20 protein-coding genes and 1 pseudogene are annotated in these 21,224 nt (G+C 64.9%); 10 read left to right on the plus strand and 11 right to left on the minus strand.

All coding sequences use genetic code 11. The features are described from left to right. The first annotated feature begins 33 nt into the window (after nt 1–33). Together L284_RS39180 and L284_RS39185 are read left to right on the plus strand one after the other, a co-directional pair. On the plus strand, nt 34–1,038 hold the full coding sequence (locus tag L284_RS39180; RefSeq protein ID WP_021234851.1) for a ligase-associated DNA damage response exonuclease: 1,005 nt from the start codon (nt 34–36) through the stop codon (nt 1,036–1,038). 226 nt (nt 1,039–1,264) lie between these two features. After that, nucleotides 1,265–2,863: a cisplatin damage response ATP-dependent DNA ligase gene (locus L284_RS39185; protein ID WP_021234852.1), complete on the plus strand. Its 1,599-nt coding sequence runs from the start codon at nt 1,265–1,267 to the stop codon at nt 2,861–2,863. Between the two features lie 151 nt (nt 2,864–3,014). Here L284_RS39185 and L284_RS46930 read toward each other — a convergent pair. From L284_RS46930 to L284_RS39210, 5 genes and pseudogenes are all read right to left on the minus strand, one after another. Then, nucleotides 3,015–3,290 (minus strand): annotated as a pseudogene (locus L284_RS46930) (DUF167 domain-containing protein); the annotation flags it as partial. Then, on the minus strand, nt 3,290–3,853 hold the full coding sequence (locus L284_RS39195; RefSeq protein ID WP_021234854.1) for a gamma carbonic anhydrase family protein: 564 nt from the start codon (nt 3,851–3,853) through the stop codon (nt 3,290–3,292). The pseudogene L284_RS46930 and the gene L284_RS39195, both read right to left, overlap by 1 nt. 25 nt (nt 3,854–3,878) lie before the next feature. Beyond that, entirely contained in the window at nt 3,879–4,457 is a 579-nt protein-coding gene (locus tag L284_RS39200; RefSeq protein WP_021234855.1) for a GNAT family N-acetyltransferase, read from the minus strand. Next, on the minus strand, nt 4,454–5,449 hold the full coding sequence (gene hemB, locus L284_RS39205; protein ID WP_021234856.1) for a porphobilinogen synthase: 996 nt from the start codon (nt 5,447–5,449) through the stop codon (nt 4,454–4,456). The genes L284_RS39200 and hemB overlap by 4 nt, the downstream gene beginning before the upstream one ends. A gap of 86 nt (nt 5,450–5,535) precedes the next feature. Next, nucleotides 5,536–7,107, minus strand: a complete 1,572-nt coding sequence (locus L284_RS39210; RefSeq protein WP_040713682.1) for a M23 family metallopeptidase — start codon at nt 7,105–7,107, stop codon at nt 5,536–5,538. A gap of 220 nt (nt 7,108–7,327) precedes the next feature. Here L284_RS39210 and L284_RS39215 point away from each other — a divergent pair, with 220 nt between their 5' ends. The 5 genes from L284_RS39215 (at nt 7,328) to L284_RS39235 (ending at nt 11,876) form a co-directional block, all read left to right on the plus strand. Next, a complete protein-coding gene (locus tag L284_RS39215; RefSeq protein ID WP_021234858.1) occupies nt 7,328–9,901 on the plus strand; it encodes a helicase-related protein in 2,574 nt (857 codons plus the stop codon). A gap of 20 nt (nt 9,902–9,921) precedes the next feature. After that, on the plus strand, nt 9,922–10,218 hold the full coding sequence (locus tag L284_RS39220) for an RNA-binding S4 domain-containing protein (protein WP_021234859.1): 297 nt from the start codon (nt 9,922–9,924) through the stop codon (nt 10,216–10,218). Between the two features lie 15 nt (nt 10,219–10,233). Further along, nucleotides 10,234–10,572 carry a ferredoxin FdxA gene (gene fdxA / locus L284_RS39225; RefSeq protein ID WP_021234860.1) on the plus strand — a complete coding sequence of 113 codons (339 nt, stop codon included), beginning with the start codon at nt 10,234–10,236 and terminating at the stop codon, nt 10,570–10,572. Between the two features lie 343 nt (nt 10,573–10,915). Beyond that, nucleotides 10,916–11,449 (plus strand): CarD family transcriptional regulator, encoded by a 534-nt coding sequence (locus L284_RS39230; RefSeq protein ID WP_021234861.1) that lies wholly within the window; start codon nt 10,916–10,918, stop codon nt 11,447–11,449. A gap of 121 nt (nt 11,450–11,570) precedes the next feature. Further along, nucleotides 11,571–11,876: a DUF6726 family protein gene (locus L284_RS39235; protein ID WP_021234862.1), complete on the plus strand. Its 306-nt coding sequence runs from the start codon at nt 11,571–11,573 to the stop codon at nt 11,874–11,876. Between the two features lie 139 nt (nt 11,877–12,015). On the opposite strand, the gene L284_RS39240 is transcribed toward L284_RS39235, so the two are convergent. Beyond that, nucleotides 12,016–12,963: an L-threonylcarbamoyladenylate synthase gene (locus L284_RS39240; RefSeq protein WP_021234863.1), complete on the minus strand. Its 948-nt coding sequence runs from the start codon at nt 12,961–12,963 to the stop codon at nt 12,016–12,018. A gap of 249 nt (nt 12,964–13,212) precedes the next feature. Here L284_RS39240 and L284_RS39245 point away from each other — a divergent pair, with 249 nt between their 5' ends. Further along, on the plus strand, nt 13,213–14,040 hold the full coding sequence (locus L284_RS39245) for a DUF815 domain-containing protein (protein ID WP_021234864.1): 828 nt from the start codon (nt 13,213–13,215) through the stop codon (nt 14,038–14,040). A 152-nt stretch (nt 14,041–14,192) separates the two neighbouring features. Here the strand turns inward: L284_RS39245 and L284_RS39250 are convergent, their stop codons facing one another. Next, nucleotides 14,193–15,689, minus strand: coding sequence for a PQQ-dependent sugar dehydrogenase (locus L284_RS39250; protein WP_021234865.1), 1,497 nt, complete (start codon nt 15,687–15,689; stop codon nt 14,193–14,195). A 61-nt stretch (nt 15,690–15,750) separates the two neighbouring features. Between L284_RS39250 and L284_RS39255 the strand changes: the two genes are divergently transcribed. Together L284_RS39255 and L284_RS39260 are read left to right on the plus strand one after the other, a co-directional pair. Beyond that, nucleotides 15,751–16,233: a GAF domain-containing protein gene (locus tag L284_RS39255; protein WP_021234866.1), complete on the plus strand. Its 483-nt coding sequence runs from the start codon at nt 15,751–15,753 to the stop codon at nt 16,231–16,233. 209 nt (nt 16,234–16,442) lie between these two features. Beyond that, nucleotides 16,443–16,874 (plus strand): hypothetical protein, encoded by a 432-nt coding sequence (locus L284_RS39260; RefSeq protein WP_021234867.1) that lies wholly within the window; start codon nt 16,443–16,445, stop codon nt 16,872–16,874. A gap of 31 nt (nt 16,875–16,905) precedes the next feature. Here the strand turns inward: L284_RS39260 and L284_RS39265 are convergent, their stop codons facing one another. From L284_RS39265 to mnmG, 4 genes are read right to left on the minus strand one after another with little or no spacing between them, the layout of a single operon-like run. Further along, nucleotides 16,906–17,889: a ParB/RepB/Spo0J family partition protein gene (locus L284_RS39265; protein WP_021234868.1), complete on the minus strand. Its 984-nt coding sequence runs from the start codon at nt 17,887–17,889 to the stop codon at nt 16,906–16,908. Then, on the minus strand, nt 17,886–18,662 hold the full coding sequence (locus L284_RS39270) for a ParA family protein (protein WP_021234869.1): 777 nt from the start codon (nt 18,660–18,662) through the stop codon (nt 17,886–17,888). Before L284_RS39270 ends, L284_RS39265 begins: the two co-directional genes overlap by 4 nt. Further along, on the minus strand, nt 18,659–19,300 hold the full coding sequence (gene rsmG / locus L284_RS39275) for a 16S rRNA (guanine(527)-N(7))-methyltransferase RsmG (RefSeq protein WP_021234870.1): 642 nt from the start codon (nt 19,298–19,300) through the stop codon (nt 18,659–18,661). The genes L284_RS39270 and rsmG overlap by 4 nt, the downstream gene beginning before the upstream one ends. Next, nucleotides 19,297–21,159, minus strand: a complete 1,863-nt coding sequence (mnmG, locus tag L284_RS39280; protein ID WP_021234871.1) for a tRNA uridine-5-carboxymethylaminomethyl(34) synthesis enzyme MnmG — start codon at nt 21,157–21,159, stop codon at nt 19,297–19,299. The genes rsmG and mnmG overlap by 4 nt, the downstream gene beginning before the upstream one ends. Between the last annotated feature and the right edge of the window lie 65 nt (nt 21,160–21,224).

A 21,224-nucleotide genomic window follows, 5' to 3' on the forward strand; every position in this document is an offset into this window, starting at 1 on the left:
GGAACCACGCGGTTCCCGCCCCATTTTTCATCCATGGCCCGTGATTTTTCCTGGATCAGACCCGAACCCTGGGGAATTCACGTCATCCCCGCCGATTGCTGGATCGATCCTTCTCGACCCGTCGATCGCGCCCTGGTGACGCATGGCCATGCCGATCACGCGCGCGGCGGCCACGGCGAGACGGTGGCCACCCCGGAAACACTGGCGATCATGAAGCTGCGCTATGCGACCTGCGAAGGCGCCGTGCCGGTCGCCTATCACGAGACGCTGAGCCTTCAGGGCGGCGTGTCGGCCACCTACATTCCTGCCGGTCATGTCCTCGGCTCGGCGCAGATCCTGCTGGAACATGCGGGCGAGCGCATCGTGGTCACCGGCGACTTCAAGCGCCGCGCCGATCCCACCTGCCCGCCGTTCGAAGTGACGCCTTGCGATGTGCTCATCACCGAGGCGACTTTCGGACTTCCCGTGTTCCGCCATCCCCCCGTCGAGCATGAGATCGCCAAGTTGCTTTCCGCACTTGCCGCCAACCCCGATCGCTGCGTGCTGGTGGGGGCCTATGCGCTCGGCAAGGCCCAGCGCGTGATTGCCGAACTGCGCCGGGCCGGCCATGTCGAACCGATCTACCTCCATGGCGCTATGGAGCGCATGTGTCGGCTCTACGAGGAACTGGGCGTGGATCTGGGCGACTTGCGACTCGTCAGCGACGCGGCGAAGGGCGCGTTGGCGGGACGCGTGGTTCTTGCCCCGCCCTCCGCGCTGAACGACCGCTGGAGCCGGCGCCTGCCCGATCCGGTCACGGCCATGGCCTCCGGCTGGATGCGCGTTCGCCAGCGGGCCCGACAACGCATGGTCGAACTGCCGCTGGTGATCTCGGATCATGCCGACTGGGACGAGCTGACGCAGACGGTGATCGACGTGAACCCGGCGGAAACCTGGATCACCCATGGGCGCGAAGAGGCGATGCTACGCTGGTGTCAGTTGCATCAACGCCGCGCGCGAGCGCTCGCTCTGGTGGGATACGAGGACGAAGATGATTGAGAGGGATCACGCGGAGGCGCGGAGGCGCGGAGAAGAACGAGGAGGAAAGGAGGACTCACGCAAAGGCGCAAAGAGGATGCGCTGCGCCGCAGGAGTCTTTCCCGGTTTTTTCATCGCGCAATATGCGAACTCACCATCCGAAAGCGGCTTTGCCACGAAAGCTGGATCTTTGCGCGAACCATTTCCTTTCTTCTCCGCGCCTCCGCGCCTCCACGTGGATGGATGAATGGAACGCTTCGCCGCCCTCCTCGACGCGCTGGTCTATACCCGTAGCCGCAACGCCAAGCTCAGGCTCCTGGCCGACTACTTGCGCGAGACTCCCGACCCGGATCGCGGATGGGCCCTGGCCGCGCTGACCGACGGGCTGGATTTTCCCGCGGTGAAGAGTTCGACGATCCGCAACCTGATGAGCGAGCGGATCGATCCCATTCTCTGGACGCTGAGCCGCGACTATGTCGGGGATTCAGCAGAGACCGCCAGCCTGCTCTGGCCCAATCCCGAGACGATTTCGAACGATCCGCCGCCCACCGTGAGCGAAGCGGTGGACGCCCTTGCCCTTATGACTCGCGCCAATGTCATGGCCGATCTGCCCCGCCTGCTCGATCGCCTCGATGCCGAAGGACGCTATGCCCTGCTCAAGCTGGCGACGGGCGCCATGCGGATCGGCATTTCGTCCCGGCTTGCCAAGACGGCTTTCGCGCAGGCCTTCGATGTCTCGGTAGAGGATGTGGAGGAGCACTGGCACGGCCAGGAAGCGCCCTATCGCGCCCTGTTCGACTGGGCCGCTCATGGCGCCGAGGCACCTTCTTCGGAACATCTGCCGCTGTTCCGACCCTTCATGCTCGCGCATCCGTTGGAAGACGCGCAGCTCGACCTGGCCCACTATGCCGCCGAATGGAAGTGGGATGGCATTCGCGTTCAGGTGGTGCGCGTCGCCGGCCATACGCGGGTCTACTCCCGATCCGGCGACGACATCTCCGGCACCTTTCCCGAGATCGCCGCCGCGCTTGAGGTGGACGCGGTGCTCGATGGCGAATTGCTGGTGAGAGGCGTCCACCAAGGCGGCGAGGAAGGCGGTGCGGCCAGCTTCAATGCGCTTCAGCAGCGGTTGGGCCGCAAGCTGGTTTCGAAGAAGATGCTCGCCGATTACCCGGCTTTCGTCCGCCTTTATGATGTGCTGATCGTCGAGGGCGAAGACCTGCGGCCCCTTCCCTGGCTCGAACGCCGCGCCCGGCTCGAGGCGCTTGTGGCCCGGCTCGATCCCGGGCACTTCGACCTCAGCGCGGTGATTCCTGCGACCGACTTCGCGGAACTTGCCGCGATCCGCGAAAGGGCGAGAGACGATGCCATCGAGGGCGTCATGCTCAAGCGCCGGGACAGCCCTTATCTCGCCGGACGCAAGACCGGGCTCTGGTACAAGTGGAAACGCGATCCGCTGCTGATCGACTGCGTATTGATGTATGCCCAGCGCGGCAGCGGCAAGCGATCCTCTTTCTATTCCGACTACACGTTCGGCTGCTGGGACGGCGATCCAGACTCCGGCGCCGAACTCCTGCCGGTGGGCAAGGCCTACTTCGGCTTCACCGACGAGGAGCTGAAATGGCTCGACCGCTATATCCGCAATCACACCGTCAACCGGTTCGGGCCGGTGCGCGAGACGGACAAATCGCTGGTACTGGAAGTCGCCTTCGATTCCGTCCATCTCAGCAAGCGACACAAGTCCGGTCTTGCCATGCGCTTTCCCCGCATCCACCGGATCCGCATGGACAAGCCCGCGCATGAGGCCGATCGGATCGAGGCCTTGAAGGCGCTCGTCCGCAATTGACGGGAAAAACGTTTCACGTGGAACAGGTCGCAGATCAGGAAGAGCCGAACCACCCGCAAGGTGGTGGAGGAGCTTACCAACCCTCGGGAGAACTCGCGCTTGCCTCTCCGCCATGCTGCGCATGATCGCCCTCCCCGGCTCGGGTAGGAAGTTTCACGTGGAACTGTTTTTGACGGGATGTCACGCCGCCTAGCAGTTCGACGCGAGAGGCGGCGAGGCCGAGAGCCGCCGCCAGCAGGATGCGAACCGCCTCGTTGGCTTTGCCGTCCTCCGGCTTGGCCCGGACTTTCGCCATGAGCCGACCCCCGACGATCTCCAGCGCTTCCCCTCTCGCGCCCGGTGTGACGCGAACCGCGAGGCGCCCTTCCCGGTCGATCAGGTCGCGCAAGGCTTCCATCGGCGGCAGGGGCATTTTCGCTTTTGCCATCAGCCGCTCAGGCCCAGCGCCTGGGCGTGAAGGCGGCCGTTGACGACATAGCCCTGCACACTTCGCAGATTCGCTGCGACCGCCGCGTCGTCGAGATCGCGCAGATACTTCGCCGGTCGCCCCATCCAGAGCTGCCGCGCGCCGATGCGCTTGCCGGTAAGCTGCGCTCCGGCTGCCAACATCCCGCCGCGCTCGATATGGCTGCCGTCCATCACGATCGCTCCCAGGCCGACGAAGGCGCGGTCTTCCAAAGTGCAGCCATGCACCATCGCCAGGTGCCCGATCAGCACGTCCTCGCCGATCAGCGTCGGGTAACCGTTCGGCCGCGACGGCTTGGGGCTGTCGCAGTGAATCACCGTGCCGTCCTGCACATTGGTCCGCGCGCCGATCACCACGCGGTTCACGTCGGCGCGAATGACGCAGTTGTACCAGATGCTCACGTCCGGGCCGATCTCGACATCGCCGATGATGCGGCAGCCGGGCGCGATGAAGGCGCTGGAGTGAATCCGCGGCGCCTTGCCGTGGATGGCTGCCACGGTGATGTCGGTCCGGTCCTGCTTCATTGCCACTCTCCCTGACCGCGTCCGGTTAGCGCGGTCGCGCGGTCCATGTTGCCTGCGTGATCGAATAGACGATAGTATGGCGCAGCGGCGGCTCGAAGCGAACGTCGTCGTAGTCGAGTTCCTCGCGCCGCTGCATGCCCAGCCGGCGCATCAGGCCCCAACTCGGCGTGTTTCCGATCACGGTGAGCGCGAAGATTTCCTGGGCACCGAATCGGTCGAAACCGGCATCGAGCGAAGCCGTGGCGGCTTCCCGCGCATAGCCCTTGCCGTGCGAATCGCTGCGAAGGCGCCAGCCGATCTCGAACGCGCCAGGGAACGATGCCCCCGGCGCATCGATCTTCTTGAGACCGCAGAAGCCCAGCATCTCGCCGGAGAGATCGCCGCCGTCGCTCTTGCGCTCGACGATCCAGAACGTGTGGCCGTAGCTTTCGTGAAAGGCCGACACGCGGCCTTCCAATGCCGCCAGCCGCTCCGCATCCATGACGCCGCCCAGCCAGCGCATCACGTCCGGCGTGTTGGTGACTTCGGCGAAGCGCACGATGTCGCCCGGGCGCCAGTTGCGCAGGATCAGGCGATCGGTTTCCAGACGGAGATCGGTCGTCACTTCTGAAGCAGACGCGCGGCATGGACCGCATGATAGGTCAGCACGCCCGAACAGCCCGCACGCTTGAAGGCCAGCAGAGTCTCCAGCACCATGGCATCGCGGTCCGCCGCCCCGGCCGCCACCGCCGCCTCGATCATCGCGTACTCGCCGGAAACCTGATAGGCGAAGACGGGAACCTCGAACGTCTCCTTCACCCTGCGCACGATATCCAGATAGGGCAGGCCCGGCTTGACCATGACGCTATCGGCGCCCTCGGCCAGATCCAACTCCACCTCGCGCAGCGCTTCCTCGGTATTGGCGGGGTCCATCTGGTAGGTCTTCTTGTCGCCCTTCAGCAGACCGCGCGTGTTCACCGCATCGCGGAACGGGCCGTAGAACGCCGAGGCGTACTTGGCGGCATAGCTCATGATCTGCACGTTGACGAAGCCCTCGTCCTCCAGCGCGTCGCGGATCGCACCGATGCGGCCATCCATCATGTCCGACGGCGCGATGATGTCCGCCCCTGCCCGCGCCTGATTGAGCGATTGGCCGACCAGAACCTCGATCGTCTCGTCGTTGAGGACATAGCCGTCCTCGCCCAGCAGCCCGTCCTGCCCATGGTTGGTATAGGGGTCGAGCGCAACGTCGGTCAGCAGGCCGATCCGGTCGCCCAGTTCGGTCCGGATGGCGCGCAGGGCACGGCACATGAGGTTGTCGGGATTGAGCGCTTCGGCGCCGTCGTCGCTGCGGCGCTCGGGCTGGGTATCGGGGAACAGGGCGAGACAGGGAATCCCCAGATCGGCGGCTTCCCGCGCCCGCTCGACCAGTAGATCGACCGACCACCGCGAGACTCCGGGGAGCGAGGAAATCGGCTGCTCGACGCCTTCGCCCTCGGTCACGAAAACGGGCCAGATGAGGTCGGCGGGGGTAAGCACCGTCTCGCGGTGCATGGCACGGCTCCAGGCCGTGGCGCGCGCGCGGCGCAGGCGGGTGTGGGGATATGCTCCGGTCATCGCCGGTAATTGCCGGAAAAGTCCGGCGGGTTCAATGTGACGGACTGTCCCAGCGTGCAATGCGATTGCAGCGCGAGTGGCCTGACCTACTCGCCGGCGGGCGCCAGTCGATCGATCTCGCGCTGCGCATCCTTCGGGGATTCGACCGGCACGGCGATTGCAGCAAGTGCCGCACCCGGGTTAACGCCGAGCATCGCCTTGAGCCTGGCACGATAAGCGTCCTTCTCCTTGCCGTCGATCTGCGGGCGCGCAATGAAGCGCAGGCCTGCGGGGTTGATCGTCCGTCCGCCGCGATAGGCTTCGAAGTGGAGATGCGGCCCGGTGGAGAGGCCCGTCGAGCCGACGTAGCCGATGACCTGTCCGGCCTTGACCCTTGTTCCACGTGAAACGGCAATGCGACTCATGTGGCCATACCCGGTGTCCAGCCCGCCGCCGTGACTCAGGCGCACATAGTTGCCGTGGCCGCCGTGCCGTCCCGAAAAGTTCACGACGCCATCCGCCACCGCGTAGATCGGTGAGCCATGTCGCGCGCCGTAGTCGATCCCGGCATGCATGCGAACGAAGCCGAGCAGTGGGTGACGCCGCTTTCCGTAAGGCGAAGTCACGCGGCCTGCCACCGGCATCCCGCCGGGCGCTCCTCGCGCCTGGGTCAAAGCGGAAGAAGCGATCATTTCGCCCCCCTTCCCCCAGCGAAGCAGTTGCACACGCGGTTTCCCGCCATGTTCGAGACCGGCGTAGAGCAGGTTGCCCACCTCGCGTTCACCCTTGGCCGAGCGCTTGTAGGCCACGACGATGTCGAACTCGTCTTGCGAAGCAATGTCGCTTTCCAGGCTCAGGTATTTGTCGATAGCGCGCAGATAATCCTGGATGGCGCCCACCGGCGCGCCAGCGTTGCGAGCCGAACGATAGAGGCTGGAACCTACCTTGCCGCGAATACGCAAGGGAGTCTCGTCCACGCGGATCGGTCGGCGAACGAGCGAGAGATTCCCACCCGGTCCACGCTCGATGGAAAGATCGAGATCGAAACGGGCCCGAAAGTCCAGGGACTCGATAGCGCGCGGCGCATCGGGCGAAGGTCGGCGCCCCAGGGTGATGTCGAAGCGGGTGCCGGAAGACAGGTCGTCGATGGGCGTGGCCTGCGCCACCAGGCCGGAGATGCGGGAGGCGTCGGCCGATCCTACGCCCACTCGCTCCAGCATACGGGAAAAGCTGTCTCCCTGCCCCAGCGTGGAGACAAGCTGAATCGATGGGCGTTCCGGTACCTTGGCAAGCGGGCGTACCAGCGGACTGGCCCCCATGTGGCGGCCGCTGTCGGCGCCGAACGCAAGCGGAGAAATGGTCTGGCTGCGGAACTCATCCCGGCTGCGGTCGGCCAACGGTCTTGTCGTGGCCGCTTCCACCGCCGAAAAATCCGGCCAGCAGGCGAACGCGGCTGCGCTCAGCCCCAGCATCGTCGCCAGTCCGCGGAACCAGCGGCGACTTCCGATATTTTCGGCGAGATCGGGGGCAATCTCCACCTTGTGGCACCAATGCTCGATGCCAAGCTTCCAACGCTCCACAGCCGAAGGTCCAGGCGCCGCGTCAGCCGTTTGCAGTGCCTCGCGAACCATCTGGTCGTGCGAAAGGGCCGCGACCCGCGCGGTACCTCCCTCCGTCATTTCCAGAGCCTTGAACAAGATGCCCCTTCCCCACCACTACCCGGAAAAAAGCGCCGCGAACCGTGTCATCAGTCTCTTTCCAATCCCGCGGACAAGCTGACGTCGAAGGCGGCCTTCTGCGCCATCAAAGTTAACCTCCCGCTAATTCCGGGGATTTTCACCTGTCTTTCGATGAGCCGAGACTTGCGGGGGGCTGGAGGCAGTGCCACATTCACCGGCAATGGTTCACGACCGGCATGCCTCGTCGCGAAAGGACGCCCCCAGCGGGGTGAAGGCGGTGCTCGGTCCTACCAATACCGGCAAGACCCACCTCGCCATAGAGCGTCTCTGCGCCCATTCCAGCGGAGCCATCGGCTTCCCGCTCCGCCTGCTTGCGCGCGAGGTCTACGACCGCGTCTGCAAGATCAAGGGCGAGAAGAACGTCGCCCTGATCACCGGCGAGGAGCGCATCGAACCCAAGGACGCGCGCTACCTGCTGTGCACCGTGGAAGCGATGCCGGTGACGGAACGCAGCCTCGCTTTTGTCGCCATTGACGAGGCCCAGCTCGGCGCCGACCGCGAGCGCGGCCATGTCTTCACCGACCGCCTGCTCCATGCCCGTGGCCGCGAAGAGACGATGATCCTCGGCTCCTCCACGCTGGAGCCGATGGTGAAGGCACTCGTCCCCGACGTGGAAGTGGTCACCCGGCCACGCTTCTCCACTCTCACTCACGCCAGTGCCAAGAAGCTATCCCGCATCCCCCCGCGCAGCGCGATCGTCGCGTTTTCGGCGGAGCAGGTCTACGCCATCGCCGAAATGCTGCGCCGTTTTCGGGGTGGCGCCGCAGTTGTCATGGGCGCGCTAAGCCCGCAGACGCGCAATGCCCAGGTCGCGCTCTACCAGTCGGGCGAAGTCGATTATTTGGTGGCGACGGACGCCATTGGCATGGGCCTCAATCTCGATGTCGAGCATGTTGCCTTCGCCGGCCTTTCCAAATTCGACGGCCAGCGCCACCGCCGGCTCACCACTTCGGAAATGGCGCAGATCGCCGGCCGGGCCGGACGCCACCAGAGGGACGGCACGTTCGGCACGCTGACCGGTTCCGGCGGCCACGACTCCGAATTCGAGCCCGACGAAGTCTATGCCATCGAGGAACACCGCTTCCCGCCGCTGGCCAAGCTGTTCTGGCGAGATCCCGAGCCCCGCTTCGACAGCGTCGCCACCCTGATCTCCGATCTGGAAACCCCGCCCGACCGCGAGGGACTGGTTCTCGCCCCCGAAGCGATCGACCTCGCCGTTCTCAAGCGGCTCTCCGAAGACGGCACCGTGATGGACAGCCTGCGCGGCCACGCCATGGTCCGCCGGTTCTGGGAAGTTTGCCGCCTGCCCGACTTCCGCCAGCAGGGCGTGGAGACTCACTCCCGTTTCGTCGCACGGCTCTGGCAGGATCTCCGCCACGGCGAACTCGGCGCCGACTACATGGCGCAGCAGATCGCCCGGCTCGACCTGACTGGCGGCGATATCGACACCTTGCAAGGCCGCATCGCCGCGATCCGCTCCTGGGCCTATATCGCCCAGCGCCCGGACTGGGTGCTGGCCCGCGAGGAAATGGCCGCGCGTGCCCGTGCCGTTGAGGCTCGCCTTTCCGATGCCCTCCATGGCAAACTCACCGAACGATTCATCAATCGCAGGACCGCAGTGCTCATGAAAAAACTCGGCCCCGATGCCGGACTGCTCTTGGTTCGCCTCGAAGACGCGGAAGTGCTGGTGGAAGGCGAGCACATCGGCTCTCTGCACGGCTTCGCCTTCCAGGTCGATCCCGCTGCCCGCCATGCCGACCGCAAGCTGCTGCTGGCCGCTGCCGAGCGCCACTTGCCCGCCCTGCTCCAGTCACGCGCCGAAGCACTGACCGCCGCCGTCCACGAAGGCACGGCACCGCTGGCGCTGGAAAACGGAAAGCTGAGCTGGGACGGCGAGAAGATCGCCGCACTTTCCGCAGGCCGCTCGCTGCTCGCGCCGACCCTCGTGCCCGATCGCGTGCTGGACGCGATTCCCGCTCCCGCCCGCAAGGCTCTGGTCGCCGCGCTCGAGGCCTGGCTCGAAACCGCGCTGGAACCCCTCGCCCCGCTGGCGAAGCTGGACGAGGCGAGCCGCACCGAAGAGGCCGGGCCGGACCTCCGCGCCCTGCTCATCACCCTCGTCGAGCGCGGCGGCATGATCGCCCGTGACGGTTCCGGCGTGGACCGGCTGGACAAGGCGCGGCGCACGATGCTCGCCAGGCTTGGCGTCCGCGTGGGCGCGCTCGATCTGTTCTTGCCTGCCATGCTGCGCCCCGGCCCGATCGCGCTCTGGCGCCAGCTCGCCGGGATCGCCGGAAAGGAGACTCCCGGCGGCGAACCCGATGCCGCCATGCCGCCGACGATGGATGCCACCAAGCGCCACAAGGCGCCTGGCTACCGCAACCTCGGCAAGCAACTGGTCCGTCTCGACATGGCCGAGAAGCTGCTGCGCGAGGCGCACGAGGCGCGCTCTGCTGCCAGTGGCTACAAGGGGCCTTCGCGGACGTTTTCGCTCGATCCGGCCCGCGCCGTGTCGATGGGCCTGACGACCGCCAGCTATGCCCGCCTGCTGCGCTTCGGCGGCTTCCAGGCGATGATGCCGCGCCCGCTTGCCGACGGTGTGCATGGCGCCCCTGCGCCGGTGCGCTGGCGCTGGCGCCCGCCACAGCGCGAACGTACCGCGGAAGTAACGCGCCCTGCCCCAATCCGCAGCGATGGCGCTTTTGCAGCGCTGGGCGAAATGCTGGGCAGATAGAGGGGGAGAACGGCACGGGCATGAGGATCGACAAGCTTCTCTGGTTCCTGCGTCTCGTCAAAACGCGTCCCCTGGCCCAGACCATGGCGGAAGAAGGCCACATGCGGCTCAACGGCCGCCGGGTCGAGCGCTCCCATCAGAAGGTCGGCACCGGCGACGTTCTCACCGTTCCGACAGCTGGAGGCGTGCGGGTGATAGAAATCCTATCCCTTCCGCAGCGCCGCGGACCCGCCCCGGAAGCCCAGGCCTGCTATAGAGTGCTTGACGCGGGGGCCGATGTTCCCATAGCAGCGGCCAACCGAAACGAGGCCTTCTAAGAGGAATACGCAGCCATGACCTATGTCGTCACCGACAATTGCATCCGGTGCAAGTACATGGATTGCGTTGAAGTCTGTCCGGTGGACTGCTTCTACGAGGGCGAGAACATGCTCGTCATCAACCCCAGCGAGTGCATCGATTGCGGCGTCTGCGAACCGGAATGCCCGGCCGAGGCGATCCTGCCCGATACCGAGAGCGGCCTGGAGCAGTGGTTGGAGCTGAACGCCAAGTATTCGGCGGAATGGCCCAACCTCACCACCAAGAAGGACGCGCCGGAAGACGCCGACGCGATGCGCGGCGAAGAAGGCAAGCTGGAAAAATATTTCTCGCCCGAGCCCGGCGAAGGCGACTGATTTGCTGCACCGCAACCTCATTCGGGAACACCGCTTTCCCTAGTGAATGAGGGACTTGGCGAGGCTTTCGGCTTCGCACCGACATACCCGGAGGCGAGCGACTGCTAACCGTCTGCTCGCCTCTGGTAATTTTGTCACATCGATGCTATATAATCCAGCAACTGCCCGGGCCTTCTGCCCGTCTGGCAGGCATTTGCATTGCGAGGCAGGGTTCGAAAGCAAACGGCTGGGAGAGTGATCTGACCGGGCGGCGAAGAGGCTTTACGCATCTTCAAGTCGCATCCACCCGGGTTTCTCTCACCGTAAGTATGGCAACGAATACCTGCAGGTGAAAGGACGATACATGGCAACCAGGGCCGATGCCTTCGATGTTGGAGATTACGTCGTTTATCCCAAGCACGGCGTAGGCCGTGTGATCGAGTTGCAGAAGCAGGAAATTGCCGGGATGCAGCTCGACCTCTACGTGCTGCGTTTCGAAAAAGAGCGCATGACCCTGCGCGTTCCTGTGAACAAGGTCGAATCGATCGGCATGCGCAAGCTGTCGTCGGACAAGACCCTGCGCGAAGCACTCGACACGCTCAAGGGCAAGCCGAAGGTGAAGCGCACCATGTGGTCGCGCCGCGCCCAGGAATACGAAGCCAAGATCAACTCAGGCGATCTCGTGTCGATCGCCGAAGTGACTCGCGACCTGTTCCGTGCCGACGATCAGCCGGAGCAGAGCTATTCCGAGCGCCAGATCTTCGAGGCGGCTTCCTCGCGCCTGGCCCGCGAACTCGCGGCCATGGAAAAGACCGATGAACCGGCGGCTCTGAAGAAGATCCTTTCGATCCTCAACGAGTATGCGCCGAAGTACTACGAGAGCGCTGAAGCAGTCTGATCAGACGCAGCGTCATCTCGCACGCAAGGGGGCTGCTTCCACATCGGAAGCGGCCCCTTTCGTTATTGGCGGTCCGGATGTTCATTGCAGAGACAGCGACTCCGTGAGAGGCTCGGCGGTGATGACCAAACGCACCCTCGCTCTCCTCGCTCCTGCTGCTGCACTTCTGCTCTCGGGCTGTCTGAGCACCGCCGGCAAGATCATCACCGCGCCGGTGCGCGTCGCCGGCTCTGCCGTGGACGCGGTCACCACCAGCCAATCCGAAGCCGACGAAAAGCGCGGCCGCGAACTGCGGAAACGCGAAGAGAAGCTCGGCAAGATGCAGCGGCAGTATGACAAGCACTTGCGTCAATGCGATCGCGGCGACCAGCAGGCCTGCGACAAGGCCCGCAACGACTATGCCGACATGCAGTACCTGAGGCGCTGACTCCAGGGCCCTCGTCGTCGCGAACTTGATCCGGCGCCGCTGGCGGTCTTTACGCGCCGGCGGGCGACGAGACGCTCTGACGAGAGTTGGGCTGTTCACCGCCAGCAGTCCCGGATCAAGTCCGGGACGACGGCGAAGTTCAGGCCGCCGCTCGGCTCAGCCGATCGTTGATGGCAGCCCCCACACCCTCACCCGGAATCGGCGCCACGGCGATGCGTGGTTTACCCGCCGCCGCACCTTCATGCAGCAAGGCATAGAGCCGCGACGCTGCCTCCACGAGATCGCCCGAGCCAGAGAGATTCGCATCTCCCGCCACACCGCCGAACCCAATGTGAAATTCGTCCGCCTCTGCCTGTTCGGCGTTCAACCGGACCGGCTTGCCCGGCGCATAGTGGCTGGCAAGCTGCCCCGGCGCCTCGATCGCCTGAGAGGTCACGGCATCGCTCTCTGTGCCCAGAATCTTGCGAATAGCCTCGCGCGGGATCGGCCCTGGCCTCAGGATCTGCCAACGGCCGCCCTCGCGCAGAGCCACGATCGTCGATTCGACGCCGGCATCGCAAGGTCCACCGTCGATCACCGCATCGACATTCGCGCCCAAAGACGAAACGACATGCTCCGCCAGAGTCGGACTCACCCCGCCGCTGCGGTTGGCGGACGGTCCGGCCAGCGCCAGACCCGAGGCCGCGATCACCGAGCGCATCAGCGGATGAGCAGGACACCGTAGCGCCACGGTAGAAAGGCCTGCGGTCACCGCCGGCGCCACCGCCGCGCCGTCCCGCAAGGGTAGCACCAGAGTCAGAGCGCCGGGCCAGAACGCTTCCGCCAGCGCCAGCGCCCGATCGTCCAGCACCGCGAGATCCTGCGCCGAAGCCGGATCGGCGACATGGACGATCAGCGGATTGAAGCTCGGCCGGCCCTTGGCGCGATAGATCGCCGCCACCGATTCATCCCGATCGGCACGGGCCATGAGGCCATAGACCGTTTCGGTCGGTACTGCGACCAGCCTGCCCTCGACCAGCATTTCTGCAGCTCGTGCGACACCGGCGTGATCCGGTGCCAGCAATTCGGGTCCAAAGTTGCGCTCCATACGTCGCCGCTATAGGCCACGGACCCGAAAGCCAAGAAAAACCGCGAGCATGAGCCTGATCACCTTGACCGCGCGATCCAAGTTTCACGTGGAACAATCTAGATTGCCTCCAGCCCTCCCCTCCGAAAAAGATGGCGGCGCCGCTGTTTATCGACCATCTGGGGCCCACACCCCGCCTCATGCGAAAAGGTGGGCCTCTTCTTCCACGAATTGACATCTACGAACCGACAGAGGCGAAGAACCCAAATCATGATCGACCAGATCGAAGTGCTTAACCGCATCGCCGACGCCCTCGAACGTCTTGCGCCCCCTGCCGCCCCGCAAGTCGATTGGCTGGCCCACCCCGCCTATGTCTGGACCGGCAGCGAGGCACGCGGCGTTGCCGAACTGCTCGCGCCGCCCCTCGGCCTGCTGCGCGGCATCGAATCCCAGAAGGAACGCGTCGTCGGCAATGTCGAGCGCCTCGCCGCCGGCCATGCCGCGCATGACATGCTGCTCTGGGGGTCGCGCGGCATGGGCAAGTCCGCCGTTATACGCGCCTCGATCGTTGCCGCGCAGACCGCGCACCCCGGCCGCATCGCCTTGGTGCAGGTGGCGCAGGAAGCTCTCCACGGCGTGACCGCCCTTTTCGCCCTGCTCGGTACAGTGGACCGCCAGTTCCTCGTCTTCATCGACGATCTCGGCTTCGAGGAAAACGACGGGGCCGGACCGCGCCTGCTCCGCTCCTGGCTGGAAGGCGGTGTCGAGGCGCGCCCGAACAACGTCCGCCTGGCCGTCACCGCCAACCGCCGTGCGATCGTCTCACGCTCGATGTCTGAACAGGACGACCCCATCAACGCGCGCGACGTGGTGGACGACCGGCTCGCCCTTGCCGACCGCTTCGGCCTTTCAATCGGCTTCCATAACTGCGACCAGCCTTCCTACCTCGCGATCATCGAAGGCTATGCGCAGCAGTTCGGCCTGACCTTCGACGAGCACGATGCGCTGGAATGGTCCCGCCGCCGAGGAGCGCGGTCGGGACGTGTCGCTTGGCAGTATGTCACTGAAGTCGCCGGGCGCGCGGGCAAGGTGATCTAACAGAACGCAGGGGAACATAGCCCCCTGCCCCCATCACCGTAGAGGTTACGCGCACCACGCCTATGCGCGCACACGCCGGCAGCAGGGGGCTCGGGGGCGATGGCCCTGGTCACTTCCTTGTTCCAAAAAAGAACGCCAGGGCCCCTTCCCGCTCAGTGCCCCGTAGGAAGCAACTTGTCCGGCCCCTTGGTAAACCCCGCCTCCAGGTTCCCCCTGGCCCCCGGAATCGTCGGATCCTTGATCTCCTTCAGCGGCTTCATGTGCTCCGTCTCCACCGGCTTGACCGCAGCGGAAGGCGCAGCACCCGGCGCCTGCACGCGCCAGACCACACCGGCGGTATCGTCGCTGACCAGCAGACTGCCGCTCTTGTCCCAGGCCAGCCAGGTCGGGCGACCGTGCGTATGGGAGGCGTCCTTGAGGAAGCCGGAGAGTACCGGGATCGGCTTGCCGTTCTGCGGATTGCCATTGGCATCGAAGGGTACGAAGACCACATCGTAGCCGACAGCCGGGCGGCGGTTCCAAGAGCCATGGCGCGCCACGAAGGCGCCATTGGCGAACTTGGAACCCATGCGGTTGCCGCCGTTCGCGAAGACCATGCCGAGCGTGCTGGCGTGGGCACCCATCGCATATTCCGGTTTGCGGGTATATTCGAGCATGTAGGTCTGCATCGGCCACTGGACGCGCTCGTCGAACGTCGTCTTCCAGTAGATCCAGGGCCAACCGTATTGCGCGCCAACCGGCACGTTGGTCAGATAGTCCGGCACGAGATCGGGGCCGAGCATGTCACGCTCCTGCACCGTCGCCCACATCTCGCCGGTCGAGGGGTTCCAACCGAGGCCGTTGGGATTGCGCATGCCTGCCGCGAACTGGCGACGACGGGCAGTGCCGACATCGATTTCCCAGATCGCGGCCCGGCCGGTCTCCGCCTCCATGCCCTCGTCGGCGATGTTGCTGGCCGAGCCCACGGCGACATAGAGTTGCTTGCCGTCCTGGCTCAGCAGGAGGTTGCGCATCCAATGGTTGCCGGCGGGCGGCAGGTCCATCATCGTGCGTAGCGGCTTGCCGTCCAGCCTGGTCGCACCGGGCTGGAAGGCGAACTCCAGCACCTTGTCATGGTTGGCAATGTAGAGCTTGCCGTCCTGGTAGGCCATCCCGGAGGGCGAGTGCATGTCGGCGCTGCGGAAATCGAAGCGCTGCTCCGCCTTTCCGTCGCCATCGGCATCCCGCAGCAGCACGATCCTGTCGGGCGAGGCTTCTCCGGCACCGACTTTGTTGAACATCCAGCTCATCACCACGCCGGTCAGGCCCTTGGGCTTGTTACCCGCAGGCGCGTTGGTTTCCGCCACCAGAACGTCGCCGTTCGGCAGCGTGAGCATGGTGCGGGGGTGGTCCAGACCTTCGGCGAAGCGCGCGACCGCAAGCCCTTCCCCGGGCCTGGGCGCTTCCCTGGCGGCCCAGCCTACGGTCTCGACCAGCTTGACGCTGGGAATCCACTGGGGGTCCGGCTCCACCAGCCTGGGGTCCTTGCCCACCGTGTCGTCGAACGGCAGATCGGAGGTGTTGGAATACTGGGACCAGGCGATCACGCCGCCGCCGACGAGAACGACGGCACCGAGGGCCAAGGCAGATTTGATGAGAATGGAGCGCATGTGGCTGAGATAAGCCGCTACCGCCTATGCGGCAACAAGGACTTGGAGTATCGAAGGCGCTATGTACGACTTTGCTCCCCGGGGCGACCAGCCCAAGCCCGAACTCTACGCAGACCTTGCCGAAGCCGCCAAAGCGCTCGTCCAGGGCGAACCCGATGGCGTGGCCAACATGGCCAATGTCGCCGCACTGATCTGGCAGTTCCTGCCACACCTGAACTGGGCCGGATTCTACCGCACGATCGAGGACGAGCTGGTGCTCGGTCCCTTCGTCGGCAAACCGGCCTGCATTCGCATTCCCTTCGGCAGCGGCGTCTGCGGCACGGCTGCGGCGAGCGGCGAGACTCAGGTCGTGCCGGACGTCCACGCTTTCCCCGGCCATATCGCCTGCGATGCCGACAGCCGTTCCGAACTGGTGGTGCCTGTTCTGCAAGGCGGCAAGGTCGTAGCAGTGATCGATCTCGACAGCCCGATCGCAGATCGCTTCGATGCCGAAGACGCCGCCGGTATCGAGGCCCTGGCCGCGATCGTGGCCGCCTCGATCTGACCGTTTCTCTCCGGGATCGATGACTGACCTGGGATGCTTGGCCTTTCACGGGCTCTCATGCTAAACGTCTTGTTAACAGACGCGGCTAATGCCCATGAACCCGTGAAAAGGCCCAGCGAATGCGTTCGACTCTCTGCACCGCAAGTCTCGTGCTAACCTGGTTGGTCAGCATACCGGCTCTTGCTGCAGAGCGTCCAGGCGCTGATTACATGGAGGGGCACGCTACGCCCCGCGCGGCCGCCCCCTCACGCCATTACGAGTTCGAGCCTGCGCAGCGGGAAGCATGGCTGGCGGATTGCCATCGTACCGTCGCGGCGAACCGGCCGCGATCCGGGACCGTTCGCGAAGGCCAAGGCAATCATGGCGAGTGCGAGGCCCACCTGGACGACTATCTCGCCCGTTACCGGCAAGGTCAAGTCGCCGTGCCGGTACAGGGACATGCCGCGCCGGGCTATGTCTATATCTATCCGGTGCAGTACCAGAATCCCGTCGCTCCGCGCATGGTTTCGATCCCGGTCGTCCAGGCGATCGACAGTGCCGGGAAGCCGATCGCCTATGCCGAAGAATCCAGGGTCCGCCCGGCCCGGCGTTCAATCCCCCGCCGCCCGGCAACAAACGGGGACTTGCAAAGCGCCCAGTAGGACGGAATGTCCTTCCCCTGCTGGGGTCGATTCAGATCGCGCCGCCTGTCAACCGCTGGCAGATCAGATCGAGTTGATCCAGAGTAGCGTAACGGATCGTCACCGTGCCCGACTTTGGATCGGCATCGGCATTGATCTTCACCGGCAGTCCAAGGAACTCCTCCAGGTGGCTCTGCACGGCGACGATGTCGGCATCCTCATGTGTGCTGCGGGCCGTACGCGCCCGGCGGGGCGCAACATCGCCGCGCGCTTTCTTGCGCACCAGCTTCTCGACTTCACGCACCGACATCTGCTTGTTGATCGCTGCATCGGCGATTTCTTCCGCATCGTCGCAGCCGATCAGAGCGCGGGCATGGCCCATCGACAGGCTGCCCTTTTCCACCATCGAGATCACGCCGTCCGGCAGCGCCAGCAGACGCTGGAAGTTCGCGACATGGCTGCGGCTCTTGTCGACCATTCGGGCGATCTCGGCCTGGGTCATGCCCTCGAACTCGGCAAGGCGGTTGTAGGCCCGCGCTTCCTCGATCGGATTGAGATCCTCGCGCTGAAGGTTCTCGATCAGGGCCAGTGCCATGACCTCACGCTCGGTGAGCTCGCGGACGAGTGCCGGGATCTCATGGAGCTGCGCCTTCTGCGCCGCGCGCCAGCGACGTTCACCGGCGACGAGCTGGTAGCGTCCATTGTCCATCGGCCGCACGATGATCGGCTGAATCACGCCGCGATGCGCGATCGACGCCGCCAGTTCCTCAAGCGCTTCCTCGTCGAAGATCCGGCGCGGCTGATCCGGGTGCGGCGTGATGTCGGCGATCGAAAGGACGGCAAGCCCCCCTGCCCGCAAGGCCGGGCCCCTGCTCTCGGCGCTTCCGGTCGCGCCCAAAGGCTCCTCACGCCGAGTCTCGCCCAGCAGGGCGCCCAGCCCGCGACCGAGCCCTTTCGGCTTCTGCTTCGCTGCGGCACCGCTGACGGCTTTCAGGGCATTGGGTACGCTGATGCGGACGATCGATTCGTCGTTCATGCCGCCTTCCTCTTCTCGGGCATTCGGGTGATGAGTTCGCGGGCCAAGGCCATGTAGGCGCGGCTGCCCGCGCAGGCATGATCGTAGATCAGCGCCGGCACACCGTGGCTGGGCGCTTCGGAGAGACGCACGTTGCGCGGTATCGTCGTTTCGAAAACAAGCTGGCCCAGACAAGAGCGAACGTCTTCGGAAACCTGATCGGTCAGGCGGTTGCGGCGATCGAACATGGTAAGCGCGATGCCGATGATCCCGAGGTCGGGATTGAAACGCTGCTGCACGCGCTCGACCGTTTGAAGCAGCTGGCTGAGCCCTTCCAGCGCGAAGAATTCGCACTGGAGCGGCACCAGCAGCGTGTCGGCGGCGGTCAAGGCGTTAAGTGTCAGCAGCCCCAGCGACGGCGGGCAATCGATCAAGCAGACGTCGTAGCCCAGATCGCCCCGCAGGGCCGAGCGAAGCCGGTTGGCACGATCGTCGGCATTCACCAGCTCGACTTCCGCACCCGATAGATCCACGGTGGCGGCGAGCAGGTCCAGGCCCGGAATGCTGGTGGGCATGACGCAATCGGCCACGCGCGCGCGATCGACAAGCACATCGTAGGACGTGCGGTCGCGGTCGGAAGCCGATACGCCGATCCCGGTGGATGCATTTCCCTGAGGATCGAGATCTATGAGCAAGGTCTTCCAGCCGGTGGCAGCCAATGCGGTCGCGACGTTGATCGCGCTCGTCGTCTTACCCACCCCGCCTTTCTGGTTGGCGATAGCGATACGGATCACTCGGTCTTACCCTTCCTGTCGGCCAGCTTGCCGACAATTATGCCTGCCTGCGGGTCCGTCAGGGACTGTTCCACGTGGAACATGTGCCGCCACTTGCGAAGGTCCTCCAGTTCTTGCTTTGCTGACCGCCCTTTGGGCAACAGCCAAACCGTGTCGCTTGTGGAAAAACGTGCGGAAATTGTCAGAAGTTTTTCAAGTGGCGCAAAAGCGCGGGCCGAAATCACATTGACCGGGAAGCTCTCCACCAGTTCCAGACGCTGACCTGCAATGCGCGCATTGTCCAAGCCCATGGCGACCCGGGCACGATCGAGCCACTCTATCCGCCGTGTTCGCGATTCCACCATGACCACTTCGCACTCGGGACGAAGCGCAGCGACCACCAGTCCGGGAAATCCGGCGCCGGTCCCCAGGTCCAGCCAGGGGCGTGATGTTTCACGTGAAACATAAGGCAGAAGCTGGGCGCTATCGACAATGTGGCGGAGCCATACCTGCTCCAGGCTGGCGGCGGAGACGAGATTCTGCTGCCGGTTCTCCTCCACCAGCATGGCGATTAGTGTCTCGAGCCGAACCCAGGCCGCCTCGTCGCACTCCGGCAGTTTACGCAGCCAATCCCGCGCTTCGTCTTCTGTGGTAATCACGCCGCCTCCCTGCGGGCATGGACCAGCAGCGCCGCAAGCGCCGCCGGGGTAATTCCGGGTATGCGTCCGGCTGCGGCCAGGTTCTCCGGACGAGCCTTGCTCAACCTCTCGACCATCTCGCGCGAAAGACCCGGAACCGCCTCGTAACGGAAGTCGTCCGAGAGCCGCATCCCTTCGCTCGTGCGAAGCTCGCGAAGCTCGCGCTCTTGCCGTTCGAGATATGGAGCATAAGCCGCGTCCTCGACCATCTCTTCCACCAGATCCCGATCCTGCAGGAGTTCCGGGTCGATCCAGGGCGACAGTGCCGTCAGATCGACACCGCCGAATCGCAACCATTCTCTTACCAGCAGACGGCCGAGGTCGGGACGAACGGGCAATCCGGCTTGAACCAGTTGATGGCCGGAGATCTGGAAATCGAACGCGCTATCCAGCTTTTCCTGTTCGGCGAGACGCCGGTCGAACCAGGCCCTGCGCGCCGCACCGGCCGCGCCTATCGCAATGGCGAGCGGGGTCAGGCGCGTCGAGGCATTGTTGGCGCGCAGGCGCAGGCGATACTCCGCGCGCGCCGTGAGCATGCGATAGGGCTCGCTTACGCCATGCAGCGTAAGGTCGTCGATCATCACGGCCATATAACTGTTGGCTCGATCGAGCGCCGGCTGCTCACGCCCCAGCACCATGGCCGCTGCATGCATGCCGGCGACCAGCCCCTGGGCGGCCGCTTCCTCATAACCGGTCGTGCCATTGATCTGCCCGGCACAATAAAGCCCCGGCAATTCGCGCAGTTCGAGGCTCGACCGCAAGGCGCGCGGATCGATATGGTCGTATTCAACGGCATAGCCCGGCACGACCATCTCGACACGCTCCAGCCCCGCCATGGTTTGGAGCATGGCGAGTTGAACGTCTGCAGGAAGCGAGGTGCTGATACCGTTCGGGTAGACGAGCGGATTGTCCAGTCCTTCCGGTTCCAGGAACACCTGATGGCCGTCGCGGTCGGCGAAACGATGGATCTTGTCTTCGATCGAGGGGCAGTATCGCGGGCCGGACGCCCCGATCGCCCCGGTGAACAGCGGCGATCGGTGAAGGTTCTCCCGGATCAGATCGTGCGTACGCGCATTCGTCCGCGTGATCGCGCAGAAGACCTGCGGCACCTGCCGACCCCGCCCGGCTCCCGGTTCTCCCATGGCGGACATGGTCCAGTCTTCGCGATCCGAGGGCTGTTCCTCCAGCCTGGCCCAATCGATGGTGCGCCCATCCAGTCGAGGGGGCGTTCCGGTCTTGAGTCGGGCAATCGGCAAGGCCGCATCGCGCATCTGGCTGGACAATCGCTGCGCGGAAGACTCGCCGATGCGTCCGCCGGTCAGGCGCTCCTCGCCCCGGAACAGAGTGCCGCCCAGGAATGTGCCGGTACAGAGAACCACAGCCCGCGCGGCGATGCGGGTACCGTCTGCGAGATCGACCCCCAATACACGGCCTTGCTCGATCACGAGCGCCGCCGCCTCTCCGGCGATCTGAGTCAGGTCACCCTGCTCCTCAAGCAACCGGTGAATCGCAGCCTTGAACAGTTTGCGGTCCGCCTGGACGCGCGGTCCCTGCACCGCGCTGCCTTTCGAACGGTTGAGCATGCGGTAATGTATCGCCGCGGCATCGGCTGCCCTGGCGATCAAGCCATCGAACGCGTCAACTTCGCGGACCAGGTGCCCTTTACCGAGACCGCCGATAGCCGGATTGCAGCTCATGGCGCCGACCGTGTCGAGATCGAAGCTGATCAAGGCGACCCGAGCACCCATCCGCGCGGCGACGGCCGCCGCCTCGCAGCCGGCATGGCCGCCGCCGATCACGATTACATCGAAGGAATGCATGGGTGACGCGCTTACCCGAAGCCGCGCGATACGTCAAAGATGCTAAGACTGTTTCACGTGGAACA

This window comes from Novosphingobium lindaniclasticum LE124 (assembly GCF_000445125.1).
Classification (GTDB): domain Bacteria; phylum Pseudomonadota; class Alphaproteobacteria; order Sphingomonadales; family Sphingomonadaceae; genus Novosphingobium; species Novosphingobium lindaniclasticum.

Excerpts from the sequence above, each read along its gene's own strand:
- L284_RS39210 (WP_040713682.1), bottom strand. The coding sequence starts at position 7,107 with ATGACGGAGGGAGGTACCGCGCGGGTCGCGGCCCTTTCGCACGACCAG.
- hemB (WP_021234856.1), bottom strand. The coding sequence starts at position 5,449 with ATGACCGGAGCATATCCCCACACCCGCCTGCGCCGCGCGCGCGCCACG.
- fdxA (WP_021234860.1), top strand. The coding sequence starts at position 10,234 with ATGACCTATGTCGTCACCGACAATTGCATCCGGTGCAAGTACATGGAT.
- L284_RS39180 (WP_021234851.1), top strand. The coding sequence starts at position 34 with ATGGCCCGTGATTTTTCCTGGATCAGACCCGAACCCTGGGGAATTCAC.
- L284_RS39245 (WP_021234864.1), top strand. The coding sequence starts at position 13,213 with ATGATCGACCAGATCGAAGTGCTTAACCGCATCGCCGACGCCCTCGAA.
- L284_RS39250 (WP_021234865.1), bottom strand. The coding sequence starts at position 15,689 with ATGCGCTCCATTCTCATCAAATCTGCCTTGGCCCTCGGTGCCGTCGTT.
- L284_RS39235 (WP_021234862.1), top strand. The coding sequence starts at position 11,571 with ATGACCAAACGCACCCTCGCTCTCCTCGCTCCTGCTGCTGCACTTCTG.
- L284_RS39230 (WP_021234861.1), top strand. The coding sequence starts at position 10,916 with ATGGCAACCAGGGCCGATGCCTTCGATGTTGGAGATTACGTCGTTTAT.
- L284_RS39240 (WP_021234863.1), bottom strand. The coding sequence starts at position 12,963 with ATGGAGCGCAACTTTGGACCCGAATTGCTGGCACCGGATCACGCCGGT.
- L284_RS39255 (WP_021234866.1), top strand. The coding sequence starts at position 15,751 with ATGTACGACTTTGCTCCCCGGGGCGACCAGCCCAAGCCCGAACTCTAC.
- L284_RS39265 (WP_021234868.1), bottom strand. The coding sequence starts at position 17,889 with ATGAACGACGAATCGATCGTCCGCATCAGCGTACCCAATGCCCTGAAA.
- L284_RS39220 (WP_021234859.1), top strand. The coding sequence starts at position 9,922 with ATGAGGATCGACAAGCTTCTCTGGTTCCTGCGTCTCGTCAAAACGCGT.
- L284_RS39260 (WP_021234867.1), top strand. The coding sequence starts at position 16,443 with ATGGAGGGGCACGCTACGCCCCGCGCGGCCGCCCCCTCACGCCATTAC.
- mnmG (WP_021234871.1), bottom strand. The coding sequence starts at position 21,159 with ATGCATTCCTTCGATGTAATCGTGATCGGCGGCGGCCATGCCGGCTGC.
- L284_RS39195 (WP_021234854.1), bottom strand. The coding sequence starts at position 3,853 with ATGAAGCAGGACCGGACCGACATCACCGTGGCAGCCATCCACGGCAAG.
- L284_RS39215 (WP_021234858.1), top strand. The coding sequence starts at position 7,328 with ATGGTTCACGACCGGCATGCCTCGTCGCGAAAGGACGCCCCCAGCGGG.
- L284_RS39185 (WP_021234852.1), top strand. The coding sequence starts at position 1,265 with ATGGAACGCTTCGCCGCCCTCCTCGACGCGCTGGTCTATACCCGTAGC.